General features: G+C 54.3%; 18 protein-coding genes and 1 tRNA gene. 12 read left to right on the top strand and 7 right to left on the bottom strand.

Going from position 1 to position 15,124, the window contains the following annotated elements; genetic code table 11:
• Positions 1-99: 99 nt before the first annotated feature.
• Both ACTHR7_RS02970 and glnE read right to left on the bottom strand, forming a co-directional pair.
• On the bottom strand, positions 100-1,194 hold the full coding sequence (locus tag ACTHR7_RS02970; RefSeq protein ID WP_440370300.1) for an FAD-dependent oxidoreductase: 1,095 nt from the start codon (positions 1,192-1,194) through the stop codon (positions 100-102).
• Positions 1,195-1,461: 267 nt separating this feature from the next.
• A complete protein-coding gene (glnE, locus tag ACTHR7_RS02965; protein ID WP_440370299.1) occupies positions 1,462-4,146 on the bottom strand; it encodes a bifunctional [glutamate--ammonia ligase]-adenylyl-L-tyrosine phosphorylase/[glutamate--ammonia-ligase] adenylyltransferase in 2,685 nt (894 codons plus the stop codon).
• A 127-nt stretch (positions 4,147-4,273) separates the two neighbouring features.
• On the opposite strand from glnE, the gene ACTHR7_RS02960 reads away from it, so the two are divergent.
• From ACTHR7_RS02960 to coaD, 3 genes are all read left to right on the top strand, one after another.
• Positions 4,274-4,549, top strand: coding sequence for an oxidative damage protection protein (locus ACTHR7_RS02960; RefSeq protein ID WP_070459650.1), 276 nt, complete (start codon positions 4,274-4,276; stop codon positions 4,547-4,549).
• 164 nt (positions 4,550-4,713) lie between these two features.
• The gene (locus ACTHR7_RS02955; protein WP_440370298.1) at positions 4,714-5,400 is read left to right on the top strand and encodes a Bax inhibitor-1 family protein; all 687 of its coding nucleotides are present in this window, start codon (positions 4,714-4,716) and stop codon (positions 5,398-5,400) included.
• 106 nt (positions 5,401-5,506) lie between these two features.
• Positions 5,507-6,019 (top strand): pantetheine-phosphate adenylyltransferase, encoded by a 513-nt coding sequence (gene coaD, locus ACTHR7_RS02950; RefSeq protein ID WP_440370297.1) that lies wholly within the window; start codon positions 5,507-5,509, stop codon positions 6,017-6,019.
• A 47-nt stretch (positions 6,020-6,066) separates the two neighbouring features.
• Here the strand turns inward: coaD and ACTHR7_RS02945 are convergent, their stop codons facing one another.
• The gene (locus ACTHR7_RS02945; protein ID WP_440370296.1) at positions 6,067-6,627 is read right to left on the bottom strand and encodes a hypothetical protein; all 561 of its coding nucleotides are present in this window, start codon (positions 6,625-6,627) and stop codon (positions 6,067-6,069) included.
• Positions 6,628-6,830: 203 nt separating this feature from the next.
• Between ACTHR7_RS02945 and ACTHR7_RS02940 the strand changes: the two genes are divergently transcribed.
• The 9 genes from ACTHR7_RS02940 (at position 6,831) to ACTHR7_RS02900 (ending at position 12,706) form a co-directional block, all read left to right on the top strand.
• Positions 6,831-6,906: transfer RNA gene (locus ACTHR7_RS02940), tRNA-Phe, on the top strand.
• A 308-nt stretch (positions 6,907-7,214) separates the two neighbouring features.
• Positions 7,215-8,123 carry a dialkylrecorsinol condensing enzyme gene (locus ACTHR7_RS02935; RefSeq protein ID WP_440370295.1) on the top strand — a complete coding sequence of 303 codons (909 nt, stop codon included), beginning with the start codon at positions 7,215-7,217 and terminating at the stop codon, positions 8,121-8,123.
• 34 nt (positions 8,124-8,157) lie between these two features.
• Positions 8,158-8,403 (top strand): GNAT family N-acetyltransferase, encoded by a 246-nt coding sequence (locus ACTHR7_RS02930; protein WP_137041221.1) that lies wholly within the window; start codon positions 8,158-8,160, stop codon positions 8,401-8,403.
• Positions 8,404-8,422: 19 nt separating this feature from the next.
• Positions 8,423-9,589, top strand: a complete 1,167-nt coding sequence (locus ACTHR7_RS02925) for a beta-ketoacyl-ACP synthase III (protein WP_440370294.1) — start codon at positions 8,423-8,425, stop codon at positions 9,587-9,589.
• The gene (locus ACTHR7_RS02920; protein WP_070459667.1) at positions 9,590-9,985 is read left to right on the top strand and encodes a hypothetical protein; all 396 of its coding nucleotides are present in this window, start codon (positions 9,590-9,592) and stop codon (positions 9,983-9,985) included.
• An 8-nt stretch (positions 9,986-9,993) separates the two neighbouring features.
• Positions 9,994-10,668: a glutathione S-transferase family protein gene (locus ACTHR7_RS02915; protein ID WP_440370293.1), complete on the top strand. Its 675-nt coding sequence runs from the start codon at positions 9,994-9,996 to the stop codon at positions 10,666-10,668.
• A 162-nt stretch (positions 10,669-10,830) separates the two neighbouring features.
• Positions 10,831-11,505 carry a tRNA (adenosine(37)-N6)-threonylcarbamoyltransferase complex dimerization subunit type 1 TsaB gene (gene tsaB / locus ACTHR7_RS02910; protein ID WP_440370292.1) on the top strand — a complete coding sequence of 225 codons (675 nt, stop codon included), beginning with the start codon at positions 10,831-10,833 and terminating at the stop codon, positions 11,503-11,505.
• Positions 11,502-11,945: a ribosomal protein S18-alanine N-acetyltransferase gene (gene rimI, locus ACTHR7_RS02905; protein WP_440370291.1), complete on the top strand. Its 444-nt coding sequence runs from the start codon at positions 11,502-11,504 to the stop codon at positions 11,943-11,945. Before tsaB ends, rimI begins: the two co-directional genes overlap by 4 nt.
• Positions 11,939-12,706, top strand: coding sequence for a uracil-DNA glycosylase family protein (locus ACTHR7_RS02900; RefSeq protein ID WP_440370290.1), 768 nt, complete (start codon positions 11,939-11,941; stop codon positions 12,704-12,706). The genes rimI and ACTHR7_RS02900 overlap by 7 nt, the downstream gene beginning before the upstream one ends.
• A gap of 71 nt (positions 12,707-12,777) precedes the next feature.
• Here the strand turns inward: ACTHR7_RS02900 and ACTHR7_RS02895 are convergent, their stop codons facing one another.
• The 4 genes from ACTHR7_RS02895 to ACTHR7_RS02880 all read right to left on the bottom strand — a co-directional run bounded on the left by ACTHR7_RS02895 (position 12,778) and on the right by ACTHR7_RS02880 (position 15,111).
• A complete protein-coding gene (locus ACTHR7_RS02895; protein ID WP_049332237.1) occupies positions 12,778-13,566 on the bottom strand; it encodes a thiazole synthase in 789 nt (262 codons plus the stop codon).
• Positions 13,567-13,684: 118 nt separating this feature from the next.
• The gene (thiS, locus tag ACTHR7_RS02890) at positions 13,685-13,879 is read right to left on the bottom strand and encodes a sulfur carrier protein ThiS (RefSeq protein ID WP_440370289.1); all 195 of its coding nucleotides are present in this window, start codon (positions 13,877-13,879) and stop codon (positions 13,685-13,687) included.
• 42 nt (positions 13,880-13,921) lie between these two features.
• Positions 13,922-14,539, bottom strand: a complete 618-nt coding sequence (gene thiE, locus ACTHR7_RS02885; RefSeq protein ID WP_440370288.1) for a thiamine phosphate synthase — start codon at positions 14,537-14,539, stop codon at positions 13,922-13,924.
• 113 nt (positions 14,540-14,652) lie between these two features.
• Positions 14,653-15,111, bottom strand: a complete 459-nt coding sequence (locus tag ACTHR7_RS02880) for a methyltransferase family protein (protein ID WP_440362525.1) — start codon at positions 15,109-15,111, stop codon at positions 14,653-14,655.
• Between the last annotated feature and the right edge of the window lie 13 nt (positions 15,112-15,124).

Genomic DNA, 15,124 nt, shown 5'->3' with positions numbered 1-15,124 from the left:
TTAATTGAATTGACGGCGATTTTATCATTTTCAGACGGCCTGTGGCTGTCTTTCACAAACAATTTGCCCGATTTTCAAGCAACTTCGTACGCAACGGCTTCAATTTGCGACGCGGATATACGGCAAACCGCTGGTTTCGTCGTATTCGGGAATGTCGCTTCCGGCAAACAGCGCGCCGGCCAAACGCACGGCCGCACCGGTAACGGCCGGAGAAATCATAAAGCCGTGGCGGAACAGGCCGTTGACTTCAATCAGGCGGCGTTCGCGGTTGAAGCGGATTTCGGGATTGTGGTGGTTTAAAGTCGGGCGCAGGCCGGTGGCCAGTTCCAAAAGATTCGCCTCGCCAAAGGCCGGATGCACGGCATACAGCGCAGACAAAAGTTCCAAACCGGAACGCACGCTTGCCGGCGCTTGGCTTTCGCTTTCGATTTGGGTCGCACCAATCACAAAAATATGGTTTTCCTTCGGCGCGATATACAAAGGATAGCGCGGATGCAGCAGGCGCACGGGGCGGGACAGCTCGATTTCGGGTGCGTAAACGCGCGCCACTTCGCCACGAACGCCGCGCAAAATGCTTTCAGACGGCCTGTTCCACGCGCTCTTTGCGCCATAACCGCGGCAGTCGATGATCCAATCGTATTGCGCCGCCAAATCTTCGACTTCGCGTTCGCACGACCAATGACACGCTACATTCATTGATTCCAAAGCATCGGCAAGCGCATTCAATACCTGCCGTCCGTCCAGTTGCCCTTCTGTCGGCAGATACAGGCCGTCTGAAAACCGCCCTGCCAGTTGCGGCTCGTTTGCCGCGATTTCATCCGCGTTCCAACGTATGGTTTCATGTTCTGCCACGCCGCCGCGCTTCAAATGACGGGCAAACTCGGCAGAAAGCGGCTTGTCCTGCGTGTGCCAGACAATCAGGCTGCCGTTTTCCTGCATCATCACCGGCGTATTCAGACGGCCGACAATAGCGCGCCAAAGCGCAATGCTTTGTTTGCCTAAACGGATGACTTCGGGCGTTGCCTCCACCGCTTCGGCAGACGGCGCCAACATGGCCGCGGCAACATAAGCGGCGGCTTGCGCGCCGTCGCGTTCGCCTTTCTCAAACAACTCGACCGAAATGCCCTGCTCTGCCAGCTGGAACGCCATCAGACGGCCCGACAGACCGCCACCGAGTACAGCAATCTTAGACATTAGTTTCTCCTTGTTTTTAATATGAAAATGAACTGCATATTTTAGAACTTGTTTTGCTTTATCACAATATCGACACAAAATGAGAACAGTTTTTGCAGATCATGTTCGGGCTGAATCAGTAATACGTAAACAAAAATCTTCCCTCAAGCTGCCAATCAGCTTTTATAAAAATATCTTCCTTACATAAAACCTACTATTTAGAGTGAGTTTGTCGTGGCAGTAAATTGTGTTGCCGTGCAGGCTTTGACGCTGAATACGTCCGCCTGTTTATCCGAACTTCACTTCTGCCCCGAATACTTCCTGCCACAGTTTTCGCACATTGCCGTAATGGGTCAGCAATTCTTCCGTCACTTCGGTTTTTTTGGCGTCGCGCAGTTTGGTGTTGTGTTGCTGCTGTCGGTAGAAGCGGTAGGCGGTGCGGCTTTGTTCGGCTAGGGTTTTGTCGATGAGGCCGCAGTCGGCAGCGATGTTCAACAGGGCGATGTTTCCGTAATTATCGAGGAGTTGCGGATACTGACGGGCATGGGCAAGTATCAGATATTGGACGATAAATTCGACATCGACCACGCCGCCGCGCGCGTATTTGATGTTGCTGTCAACCGGCGGATGAGTGGGGAACATTTTTTCGCGCATTTCGATGATTTCGCCTGCTAAAACGGTTTGGTCGCGTTCGGCGGTGAGGATTTCGGTGCGGATGCGGTCGAAGGCCGTCTGAACATCAGGCGTACCGCAGATAAAACGGGCGCGGGTGAGGGACTGGTGTTCCCATGTCCATGCGTTTTCGCGCTGGTATTTTTCGAAGGCGGCGATGCTGTGGGCGAGGAAGCCGGCGTCGCCGTTGGGGCGCAGGCGCAGGTCGGTTTCGTAGAGGCTGCCTGCGCCGGTGGCGGCGGAAAGCCAGTTGGTCAGGCGGCGGGCAAGGCGGCTGTACACGTCGCCTGCATCAGGATGCGGGTCGTCGTAAAGATAGACCAAGTCGAGGTCGGAGGAATAGCTGAGTTCTTTACCCCCCAGTTTGCCGTAGCCGATGATGGCGAATTGCGGCGTGTCACGGTGTTTTTTGGGCATGTCCGCCCACGCGCACGGCACGGCGGCGGCGAGGATGATGTCGGCAAGGGCGGAGAGCTGGTCAGAAAGTGATTCTACCGTCCACAATCCGGCAAGGTCTTGAACGGCGAGGCGGAAGACTTGGGCGTGTTGGAAATGGCGCAGTGTGTCCATTTGCGCTTCGGTGTCGCCGCCGCAGGCTTTGAGGTCGTTTGAAAGCGAGGCGGCAAGTGCCGGCCAGTCAAACACGGTATCCAAAAGCTGGGCGCTGATGAGTTCGTCCAGCAGAATCGGGTATTTGCTCAGATACGCCGCCACCCATGAGCTTTGGCTCATGATTTGTGCCAGGTGCGCCAAGGTTTGCGGATGTTCGTTGAGGAAGGCGAGATAGGCGGAGCGGCGACTGATGTTTTCGAGGAAGTCAAACAGCCGCATTAATGTGTCGGTCGGGTTGGGTTGCTCGGCCGCCGCCTGTACCAACAACGGCACAATGGCGTCAAAACGCGGCTGGGCGTGTGCGGAAAGGTGGCGGTATTTATGGCCGTTGCGGATTTGGTCGAGCCGCGTGGCGATGGTTTCGGCGTCAAACCCATATTCTTTCAGACGGCCTAGCCGTTCTTCTTCGTCGGGTTTTTCCTGCCATGCCCATTGCCATTCGCTGTTGCTTTGCGTTTGTTCTTCGGGTTCGCTCAAGATTTCGTTGAACAACTGATTGACTTTGTTCCGATGAACATTGAGGCCGTCTGAAAAAGCGGCATAGCTGTCGAAACCCATGCTTTCGGCAAGCAATTGTTGCTGTTCGGGCGAGGTCGGCAGGGTTTGGGTTTGCTGGTCGTCCCAGTATTGCAGGCGGTGTTCGACGTCGCGCAGGAATCGGTAGGCGGCCAGCAGGGTTTCGACGTTTTCAGACGGCATGATGCCCAGCTCAGCAAGTTTCTTCAGCGTTTCCTGCGTGCCTTTCAGTTGCAGCGCGCGCATTTGTCCGCCGCGTATCATTTGGAAAATCTGGGCGATAAATTCGACTTCGCGGATGCCGCCCGCGCCGAGTTTGATGTTGTCTGCCATGCCTTTTTTGCTGACTTCGCTGCGGATTTGACGGTGTAGGTTGCGCATTGCTTCATATGCGCTGTAATCCAGATATTTGCGGAACACAAAGGGGCGCACCAGCGCTTTGATGTCGTTCGTATGCGGCGTAACCACGCGGCCTTTGCACCACGCATAGCGTTCCCATTCTCGCCCTTGCGTAATCAGGTATTGCTCCAGCGCGGTTTCACTCAACACCAGCGCGCCGGAGTCGCCGTCCGGCCGCAGCCGCATATCGACGCGGAACACCTGCCCGTCGGCGGTAATGTCGTTCAGCAGCGCAATCAGTTTCTGCCCGACTTTGGTGAAAAACTCTTGATTGCCGCGTTCGCGCCTGCCGTCGGTGTCGCCCGATTCGGGATAGACGAAAATCAAATCGATGTCGGAAGACACGTTCAACTCATAGCCGCCCGCCTTGCCCATCGCTACCACGCTCAAATGCTGCGGCGATTTCGTATAACGCCCGATCGGCGTGCCGTACATGTCCCGATAATAGGCGTAGGCAAAATCCAGCGCGGTATTGACGGCAAAATCGGCAAACAGCGTAATCGTGCGGGTAACTTCGTTCAAATCGCTGATGCGGTTGATATCGCGCACGATAATCTGCGACACGACATAACGGCGCAACTCGCGCAACTGCCGCGCCAATTCTTCCTCGTTTTCTTCCGCACGGATTTTGTCCCAATCGGCAAAAGCTTGAAAATCAGCTTCGGTCAACGCCTTGTCCAGCATAGGCAGGAAAATTTCGGGCTTGAGTTTGCCGGAATCAAGATTACGGGCGAGAAAAAGGGAATAACGGCGGGCAGTATCAAGGCGGTTCATAATCTTTGCCTGAATAAACAGAAAAGACCATCATAGCAAGCTTTCAGGCCGTCTGAAAGCCACGCTTTCCCCTATCCGTGCAATCGGCTAAAATACCAACTTTGCAACCCATCATAAGGAAACCGCCATGACCCGTATGGTTCACTGCGTCAAACTCGGCAAAGAAGCCGAAGGCATGAAATTTCCGCCGCTGCCCAACGAACTGGGCAAACGCATCTTCGAAAACGTTTCCCAAGAAGCATGGATAGCTTGGACCCGCCACCAAACCATGCTGATCAACGAAAACCGTCTAAGCCTTGCCGATCCGCGCGCACGCGAATACCTCGCCCAGCAGATGGAACAATACTTCTTCGGCGACGGAGCAGATGCCGTACAAGGCTACGTTCCGCAAGAGCCTAAATAAGCATTGAAAAGCCAAGGCCGTCTGAAACCCGATTTTCAGACGGCCTTTAAAATTCCCGATTGCCCCGCATATTAGGCAAATAGAACAGATAAATCATACAAACCCCTGATTCTCTGTTAAAATCCAAATTTCATTCATTTTCAATCCACACTGGAGCAAACGCCATGCAAAACGACGTTTACGACTATACCTCGCAAGGCTCGGTTGCCAAAAATACCGTCCTGCAAAAAACCTACCGCCTGCTCGGCCTGTCTTTCATTCCTGCTGTTGCCGGCGCGTTCTTTTCCGCCAAAACAGGCTTTAACATTTTCTCCATGTTCGGTTCATATTGGATTGCCCTGGCCGCCTTCTTCGGCTTCTTCTACGGCATGACCTTCCTGATTGAGAAAAACCGTTACAGCAACGTCGGCGTAGCCCTGTTGATGATCTTCACTTTCGGTATGGGCCTTGCCATCAGCCCTATGTTGCAATACGCCTTAGTGATTAACAACGGCGCGCAAATCGTCGGTACGGCCGCCGCCATGACCGCCGGTGTATTCTTCACCATGTCCGCCATGGCACGCCGCACCACAATGAACATGAACAAACTCGGCAGCTTCCTCGGTGCCGGTGCGATCGTACTCATGATTGCCGTTGTGGCCAACATCTTCCTCAACATCCCAGCCCTGAGCCTGACCATCGCAGCCGGCTTCGTTGTCTTCAGTTCCCTGATGATTATGTGGCAGGTGCGTGCCGTTATCGACGGCGGTGAAGACAGCCACATCAGCGCGGCGCTGACCATCTTCATCTCCATCTACAACATTTTCAGCAGCCTCTTGAGAATCCTCATCTCTATTAGCGGTGACGACTGATAAAGCCGCAAAGGCCGTCTGAAAGTTCAGACGGCCTTTTTGATTTTTGACATCACCGGCAAACTCCCCTATCCTGAACGTACACAAACCCCATTCCCAACCCAAAATGACCACGACCACTCCACGCCGTGCCGTGTACGCAGGCAGCTTCGACCCTCCCACCCTCGGCCACCTGTGGATGATACAGGAAGCCCAATCCCTCTTTGACGAACTCATCGTCGCCATCGGCACCAATCCCGAAAAGCGCAACACCTACACCATAGAAGAACGCCGCGCCATGCTCGATGCCATTACCCACCCCTTCCCCAACGTCCGCATCAGCGTGTTTGGAAACCGCTTTTTGGTCGATTACGCCCGCGAAGCCAACGCCAATTTCATCGTCCGCGGCATCCGCTCCACCGCCGACTACGAATACGAACGCTCGATGCGCTACATCAACAGCGACATCGCTCCCGAAATTTCCACCGTCTTCCTGATGCCGCCGCGCGAAATAGCCGAAGTGTCTTCCACCATGGTCAAAGGCTTGGTCGGTCCACAAGGCTGGCGCGACATGATAGGCCGCTACCTCCCCGACCCCGTCTATCAAAAAATCCTGCAAGACCACGAAACAAACACATAAAACAAAGGCCGTCTGAACATTTCAGACGGCCTTCCAATTTTCATTGATTATTTACGGGCAGACATCAACGCCTGCAGGTTTTGATTCAACGTTTCCATGTCCAACCAACCGGCGGCAATAAACAGCATCAAAATCACCGTACCCACACACAGCACGCCGATACCATACAACAGATAGCCCACCAAAACACGGCCTACCGTCGCATTCCCCATCCACATCAAACCGCGTACCTGCACCACAAAAACCCAAGCCTGCCACAGCAGCGCAAACGCAGCCAACGCCGGCACATACAACACCAGCAACAGCGGCAGCAGCAAAGCCTCAGACACCAAAATAAAGCCCCACAAAGGCAACCGGGGCGCACCGTAATAATGCAGCACCTTGCGCATCGAGCGGCTCAACACCAACCATTTCACAATCACCAGAATCACCGACAGGCACACCGCCGCCGCGCCACTGCCAAACAAAGGCAACATGCTGGCCGCGTTCACCACACCCAACAGCAGCAACACCGCCGCCATTACCAACGGCGAATACAAATACGTCTCCGGCGAACGGTAGCGCAAACGCAAAACATCCCACATATCACGAACAAACACATACAGCATGGCATAAATCCAAAGCAAAAAAGCCGATTGTATCTTAGGCCGTCTGAAAATCAAACCAGCAAACCTAAAAACCGCCAATTAAAACGAAAAATAATTCAATACAAAACAAAATCTTAATTTACCGCCTCAAAAATAAAGCCACAAACGCTTGCACAAGGCAACGAAATTTGGTTTAATTCACATCTCGCAACGAAACACGCGAAGGCCAGATAGCTCAGTTGGTAGAGCAACGGATTGAAAATCCGTGTGTCGGCGGTTCGATTCCGCCTCTGGCCACCACCCACCGCCTTGAAGCGGTTATTTTTTTATCTATACGATTTGCACGCCATACTTAGCGCAAATCCTGTTCCAGACCATGCGTCCCGATTTCCACACAAGGCCGTCTGAAAAATTTCAGACGGCCGTTGTTCATGTTGGCATAGCATAAAAATCCGCTTCACCGCCCCATTCCGATAGAATACGGCGCTTCCATCCAAATCGGCTGAAACCTTCACGGACATACTGAATATGAATAAAGTTCAAGGCTGGTCGGTTTACTATATAATACCGTCCAAACCAACCATAACTTACTCATTGCAGGGAAGATAATGAAAAAAGTGCTGATTGTGCATTACTCGCAAACGGGGCAGCTCTCCAGCCTGGCGCGAAATTTTGCCGCGCCGTTGCAAACAGCCGGCGTACAGGTCGATTGCGTCAATATCGTACCGGAGCAGGCATTTCCGTTTCCATGGCCGTTTTGGCGTTTTTTCGATACCTTTCCTGAAACCGTCCATTTAAAACCCACCCCGATTTTGCCACCGCAAATTCCATCCGAAGATTACGATGTGGTGGTCATTGCCTACACTGTTTGGTTCCTCTCTCCTTCGCAACCGATGACCGCCTTTTTGCAACGCGAAGAAACGCGCCGGCTACTGGACGGCAAACCGGTCATCACGCTTATCGGCTGCCGCAATATGTGGCTGGGCGCGCAGGAAAAAATGAAATCTTTGCTGAAACAAAACGGCGCCAAACTCATCGGCAACATCGTAAAAATCGATGACTGCAACAGCGCGGCAAGTTTCATTACCACGCCCGCATGGATGCTGACCGGCGACAAGCGCTATTTCCGCTCCCTGCCCTCCGCCGGCATTGCTGAAGAAGAATTGGCGGATGCGGCGCGGTTTGGTACGAAATTGCGCGATGCACTGTTAAACCAACAACCTTTGGACGAAACCCTGTTTCAAAATATGGGCGCGGTGACGGTCAATGAAAAATTGATTTTCAGCGAACGCGCCGCCGGCCGCAGCTTCTTCGTCTGGGGCAAGCTTTTGATGGCGGCAGGCCGCATTTCCCCGCTCTTGCGCCGTGCCTTGCTGTGTTTCTACATCGTCTTTTTATTGTTGATGATTTTGGTAGTTTTGCCCGTCAGCGTAATTTTGAAAAAACTGCTGCATCCGCTGCTCAAAGGCCGTCTGAAAAAACTGGCGGACTATTATGAACAACCGTCAGGAAGATAATACGTTTCAGACGGCCTCAAACTAGGAATCCATCATGCCCGAAGTTATCCACTACCCCGAACGCCGTCGCTTTCAAATCGATATTGACGGTTTGGAAGCAGGCTACATCAGCTATACCGAACACAACGGCGGCTGGGACATAAACCATACCGTGGTCTCGCCCAACTTCCGTCATCGCGGCATTGCCAAACTGCTGGTAAGCGCGCTGATGGAATACGCCGAAACACACCACATCCCGTTGACTGCAAGCTGCGACTACGCGGCGCGGTTTATCGGTTGATTATTTTGACAAACACATCATGACATCGAATAACACACTCAAAGACGTTTATCTCAACCGCGTTTCTGCCTTCTTGCCCAATGCCCCCGTCGGTAATGACGAAATGGAAGCCGTCCTCGGCATGGCAGGCGATGTGCCTTCACGCGTGCGCCGTATGATTTTGCGTTCCAACGGCATTTTGTCGCGCCATTACGCTATCGACCCCGAAAGCCGACGCACGACGCACACCAATGCCGAATTGGCTGCCGAAGCGGTCAACGGTCTGTTTGCCCAAGGCGTTCCTGCAGAAGCCATCGGCAGCCTGGCCTGCGCCACTTCCTATCCCGACCAAACCATGCCCGGACACGGCGTGATGGTGCATGGCTTGCTGGATATGCCGCCTTGCGAAGTGTTCAGCATGGCAGGCGTATGTGCGGCAGGTATGGCGGCGATGAAACACGCTTACAACGCCGTGCGTACCGGCGAACATGCACATGCGGTTTCCGTTGCTTCCGAAAATGCCTCGGCAGTCATGCGCGGCGAAGTGTTTCAAAGCGAAACCGACCATAAAAAACTGGAAAACGCGTCCCCTGAAATCGGGTTTGAAAAAGACTTTTTGCGCTGGATGCTGTCTGACGGCGCAGGCGCGGTGTATCTGTCCGACCGCCCCAATTCAGACAGCCTCAGCCTGAAAATCCATTGGATAGACCTGCTTTCCTACGCCAACGAAATGCCACCCTGCATGTATGCCGGCGCAGAATTCCGCGACGGCGTATTTGAAGGCTGGAAACACGCCGATGCCGATTACGGCCGCCGCCACAGCCTGATGGCGGTCAAGCAGGACGTCAAACTGCTAAACGAAAACATCGTCCGTTATACGGTGGAAAAACCCCTCTCCCAAATCGCCGCCAAACACGGCATCCGCGCCGAAGAAATCGATTGGTTCCTGCCCCACTACTCTTCCGGCTTTTTCCGCGACCGCCTTTCAGACGGCCTGAAAAACATCGGCTTCGACATTCCGCAGGAAAAATGGTTTACCAATCTGCACAACAAGGGCAACACGGGTTCGGCCTCGATTTACATCATCCTTGAAGAATTTATGCGCACTTTTCCCATCGAACACGGCCAAAAAATCCTGTGTTACGTTCCGGAAAGCGGACGCTTTTCAACATGTTTCATGCTTTTGGAAGCAGTAAAGGCCGTCTGAATGAAGATTGACGACATTCCTCAAGACAACAGCGCCAGCTACCACGGCCACCGCAAAGTCATCTACGGCACCCGCGACGGCCACTACGAAGCGGCCACCAGCAACGGTTGGCAGGACGAAGCCTACGCCACCGAAATGGCGGTGTTCGAACTCGATGCCCAAACGCAGGCCGCGCGCGAAGCCGTCAAAAAAGGCGAATACTCGCCGCTGTACTACCATATGTTCCGCTGCCGTTATGATGAAACCGGCTTGGCCCTGGCGGCAGGCGTATGGAAATGGCAGCTTCGTCGGCATTTCCGCCCCGAAGTGTTCGCCAAACTACCGGCCAAAACCCTGCAAAAATACGCCGATGCCTGCCAAATCAGCATAGACGGCCTCAAACAAACCAATATTTAAAGTCCCTCATGATTACCCTGCATTCGCTCAACCAATCCCGCGCCCTGCGCATTGTTTGGCTGCTTGAAATCCTCGGTACGCCCTACCGCCTGCAAACCTACCGCCGCCATCCCGACACTTTGCTCGCCCCTGACGAACTTAAAGCCATCCATCCCTTGGGCAAATCGCCTTTATTGGATGATGACGGCTTTATCTTGGCGGAAAGCGGCGCGATTACCGACTACCTGATTCAAACCTACGGCAACGGCCGTCTGATGCCCGAACGCGACAGCCGCGAATACTGGCAATATCAACGCTGGCTGCATTATGCCGAAGGTTCGCTGATGCCGTTATTGCTGCTCGGGCTGGTGTTCCGCCGGATTGAAAGCGCACCCATGCCGTTTTTCGTCAAACCGATTGCCCGCAAAATCAGCGGCAGCGTCAAAAACAGCTTTATCCATCCGCAAGCCGCGCTGCATCTTGCCCACATCAACAGCGAGTTGGAAAACCGCGAATGGTTGGTCGGCAACAGCCTCAGCGGTGCCGACATCATGATGAGCTATCCGCTGCAAGCCGCGGCCGACCGCTTCGATTTTGCCGATTACCCCAATATCCGCGCCTATTTGCAGCGCATCGAAGCGCATGAAGCCTACCGCCGCGCCGTTGAAAAAGCAGGTTCGCCTTTATTGAAACTCGACAAATAAAACAAGGCCGTCTGAAACGTTTTCAGACGGCCTGAAACCTTGGTTCACTTATCGAATAGCTTTGCGATAAACGGCGTTTTTACCCAAGCGCCGCCCGAGTGCTTTGTTCCCCCTCGCCGTTCCACTATAATGGCAACCCATATCCTTCTAAAAAAATACACCATGCCAACCAACAACCGCCCGACTCTTGCCATCGACACCAGCACATCCTTTTTGTCCATCGCATTGGAACATCAAGGCGAAATCCGCCTGTTTCATGAAAACGTCGGCACTAAGCAATCCGAACAAATCCTGCCGCAAATCGAACGCCTCTTTAAAGAAGCGGGCATCACTGCCGCCGATTTGGGCTGCATCGTTTATGCACAAGGCCCCGGCGCATTTACCGGCCTGCGTATCGGCGCGGCGGTTGCACAAGGTTTGGCTACGCCGTTTGACACGCCCATGATCGGCATTCCCTGCCTCGATGCCGCCGCTTCGTTGCTGTCGCCATCAAGCTGCGTACTGGCGGCCACCGATGCGCGCATGGGCGAAGTGTTCTACGCATGGTTTGATACGCAAAACCACGTCCGCTTGAGCGATTTCACGGTTGGCAAAGCCGCCTCTATTACCGCGCCCGAAGGCAAAACGCCTACCGGTGGCATCGGCAATGCCTTTGCCCTCGCCGACAAACCGCCTTTTGACGGTCAAGCCGATATGCCGACCGCCGCCGACTATCTTAAACTTGCCCGCAGCGGCCGCTATCTTGCTACTGACTCGGCGCATGCCGAGCTGCTCTACGTCCGCAATAAAATTGCCCTGACCGCACAAGAGCAAGCCCAACAAAAGGCCAAACCGTGAACCTGCGCCCAGCCGTACTTGCCGACTGCCCCGCTCTTGCCACCATCGACGCACAAGGCAATCCCTCGTCGTGGACGGCGCAGCAGTTTGAATCAGCCGTTCAACACCATCCCGACAGTGTTTGGCTCAGTCAAACCGACCACCAAATTACCGGCTTTATCGTGTGGCAAACCGTATTTGACGAATCCGAGCTGCACCTGATTGCCGTCGCGCCCGAATACCGCCGCCAAGGCATTGCGTCCGCCCTGCTGCAACACTGGCAAAACGCAGTGCAACAACAAGGCGCAACCCGATTGCTACTCGAAGTCCGCTCAAGCAATGAAACCGCGCAACAGCTCTACCGCAAACACGGTTTCCAAACCTGCGGCCGCCGCAAAAACTACTACGCCCTGCCCGATGGTGGCAGCGAAGATGCCGTATTGATGGAGAAATCATGTTAAGCAGCCGCTATCTGCACCTGCACGAAGCCTTGGGTTTGGGCCACATGTGGCTGAACCAAAACGCCAAAATCATCCATGCCGCGCCTCAAGCCGCAGCATCAGCCGCACCCGTCCGCCCCAAAACCATTGCTGCCGATACCGCGCAAGCCGTGCGCACTTTATCCGCAGGCGCCCATCAGGCACGCACTGCCGCCATTGCCACTGCGCAAACGGCCAAACCTGTCGTCCGCGTTCCCGAAGCGGTACCCAAAGCCATTGTCGAAACACAGGCAAAAACAGAAAAAGCCGCACATTCAGACAATCTGCCACGCCTTGACGTAACCATCAGGCCGTCTGAAATCATGGTGGTCAGCATTTGCCCGTCTACCGAAGACAGCCTGCACGGTACGCTGTTTAGCGGCGACGTCGGCACGCTTCTCGACAACATCCTCGCCGCCATCGGCCTCAAGCCCGAGCAGGCGCACAAAACCGCATGGGTCAAAACAGCGCCCGTATTTACCTCCCTCCCCGATGCCGAACACATCCGCTCCGAGCTTGCAGAAATGCAAAACGAGCTGACTGCATCGCAAGCGCGCGCAGTATTGTTCCTCGGCAAAATCTTCGACAGCCCCGACATGATCGGGCTGATGAACGAATTGTGCGCAGAGCGGCCGCATTTCGTCATTCCCCACCCCGCCCGCCTGCTGATGCAGCCGCAACTCAAAGCTCAGGCATGGCAAATCTTAAAGCCATTGAAACAGCTTTTGGCCAAGGCCGTCTGAACATTCTGTTCAATCTGAAATCAGGTTTTTCACCAACAAAAAAGGGCGTGTTCGACACGCCCTGACGTTTATCAATATTCCGCCGAATGCCAGAAAGGCTGGCCCACCGTCGGCGTACTGGCGCGCGCTTTCTCACGCGCCTCCACAGGTTCCGCCTCATAAGCCAGACGACCCGACTCGACCGCAAGCGCAAAAGCGCGTGCCATATTGACCGGATCGCCGCTGCGGGAAACGGCGGTATTCAGCAGCACGCCGTCAAAACCCCATTCCATCACTTGCGCCGCCTGCGAAGGCAAACCCAAGCCCGCATCGATAATCAACGGCGTATCGGGCAGACGTTCGCGCAGGACTTTCAGCGCATAGGCGTGAACCGCGCCCAAACCCGTGCCAATCGGCGCCGCCCACGGCATCAACGCCTGACAGCCTGCATCAAGCAATCTGCGGCAGGCAATCAAATCTTCGGTGCAATAAGGCAGCACTTTGAAGCCGTCTTTAATCAGGATTTCCGCCGCTTCAACCAGTTGGAACACATCCGGCTGCAACGTGTCATCATCGCCGATAAGTTCGAGCTTGATCCAATCGGTATCAAACACTTCGCGCGCCATTTGCGCAGTGGTCACGGCTTCCTGCACACTTTGGCAGCCTGCGGTATTGGGCAACACAGGCACGCCCATTTCTTCCAACAACGACCAAAAACCCTGCCCGTGCGCTTCGCCGCCGCTGCCGGCACGGCGCAACGAAACGGTAATCATCGCCGGTTGCGCGATTTGGACAGACTGCTTGAGGATTTCCGGCGTCGGATAAGCAGCCGTACCGAGCAGCAGCCGTGAAGGGAAAGTTTCTCCATATAGGGTAAACATGATGGATTCCTTTGTATTGTTTTTTAGATTTTAAGCATAAGGCAATCGGGCAACCCTGCCCGATATTCAAACAGGCAAAAGTCGGGCACAAATGCCCAACCTGTTGATTGCAAACCGCCTATCCGCCGACCACCGGCCGCACAATATCGACTTTGTCGTTTTCTTTCAAAACCGTTTCCGCATACGCGCCTTTGGCGACAAAATGGGTATTGACGGCAACGGCAAACGGTTTTTGCGGCGCGGTTTGGGTGATAAGGTCGGCAACGGTTGTGCCGTTTAATGTGATGGCTTCATTGTTCAATATAATCTTCATAATGTTTGCTCCTCTTGTCAGACTTCTTATTTTCAGACGGCTTTATTCATTCCACAAAGCCTGAAACGCTTTAACCACCGCTTCGGGATTTTCCGCTTCGGTCACGGCGCGGACAACAGCGAGCGAGGAAACGCCGGTGGCAAGCACATCTTCGGCGTTGTTCAAATCGATGCCGCCGATGGCGACGACGGGCGTGCCGCGTGCCTGTCTGACGTATTCGCGCAGTTTGTCCAAACCTTGCGGGGCGGTTGGCATTTGTTTGGTCGTAGTCGGAAAAATCGCGCCGCTGGCGACATAGCTGGGGTGTACGGACAAAGCGCGGTCGAGTTCGGCGACGGAGTGCGTACTCAAACCCAAGCGCAAACCGGCGGCGGTGATGGCGGCAAGGTCGGCGGTGTCCATGTCTTCCTGTCCGAGATGTACGCCGTATGCGCCCGCTTCTATCGCCTCGCGCCAGTGGTCGTTGATGAAAAGCTGCGTGCGGCTGCCCTGACAGGCGGCGACGCAGCGGGCGATTTCGCATTTCAATTCATCGCCGTGCAGGGTTTTGCAGCGCAGTTGCACCGTGTTGGCACCTGCTTCGACCATGCGCTCGACCCAATCGGCGGTGGGAACAACGGCGTAGAATTTAAGCGGGGATTTTAGGGGCGGGAAGGTCATAGGGTGTCCTTTTCATTTCTTGCGGAGCAATAAAGGTTGTCTAAAAACATCGAGTATTCGCATTCATGCCGTAGAGCAGAAGAGGGGCGATACTTGATGGGAAGCTTTCGCTTTTATAACCAACGGCGGACGCGCCGACAATAAGACTCGTACTCTGCACCGAATTTCTGCTCCAAAACGCGTTCTTCGGGCATGATTTGAAAGCGTGTCATATAGGCAACAAATGCAGCCAAAAACAACCACGGCAGCGGGTGCGCCAAATAGCCCGCCCAGGCGACCAGCCAGCAGCCCAGACCCGCATACATCGGGTTGCGGCTGAAACGGTACACGCCGTCTGAAACGAAGTGTTCGGTTTGTTCGGGGTTTAGCGGGCTGACGGTCGTGCGCACACGGCGAAACGCCCACACACCTAATACGCTCAACAGAGTCCCAAACACCATGAAAACAACCGACAGCAATATAGGAAAGCGCGGCAATATGTCGGCTAACGCCGACACTTGGGTAGAGATGTACATCAACAACGCACAAATAAAACATATCGCAGGCGGCGGAATTTTGGTTTCTAAATTCATATTGTTACCTTTA

This window comes from Neisseria sp. P0007.S010, from assembly GCF_051962875.1.
GTDB classification, from domain to species: domain Bacteria; phylum Pseudomonadota; class Gammaproteobacteria; order Burkholderiales; family Neisseriaceae; genus Neisseria; species Neisseria subflava_A.
The sequence above is the reverse complement of the archived record's forward strand: the minus strand, read 5'-3'. Positions and strand labels throughout refer to the sequence as shown.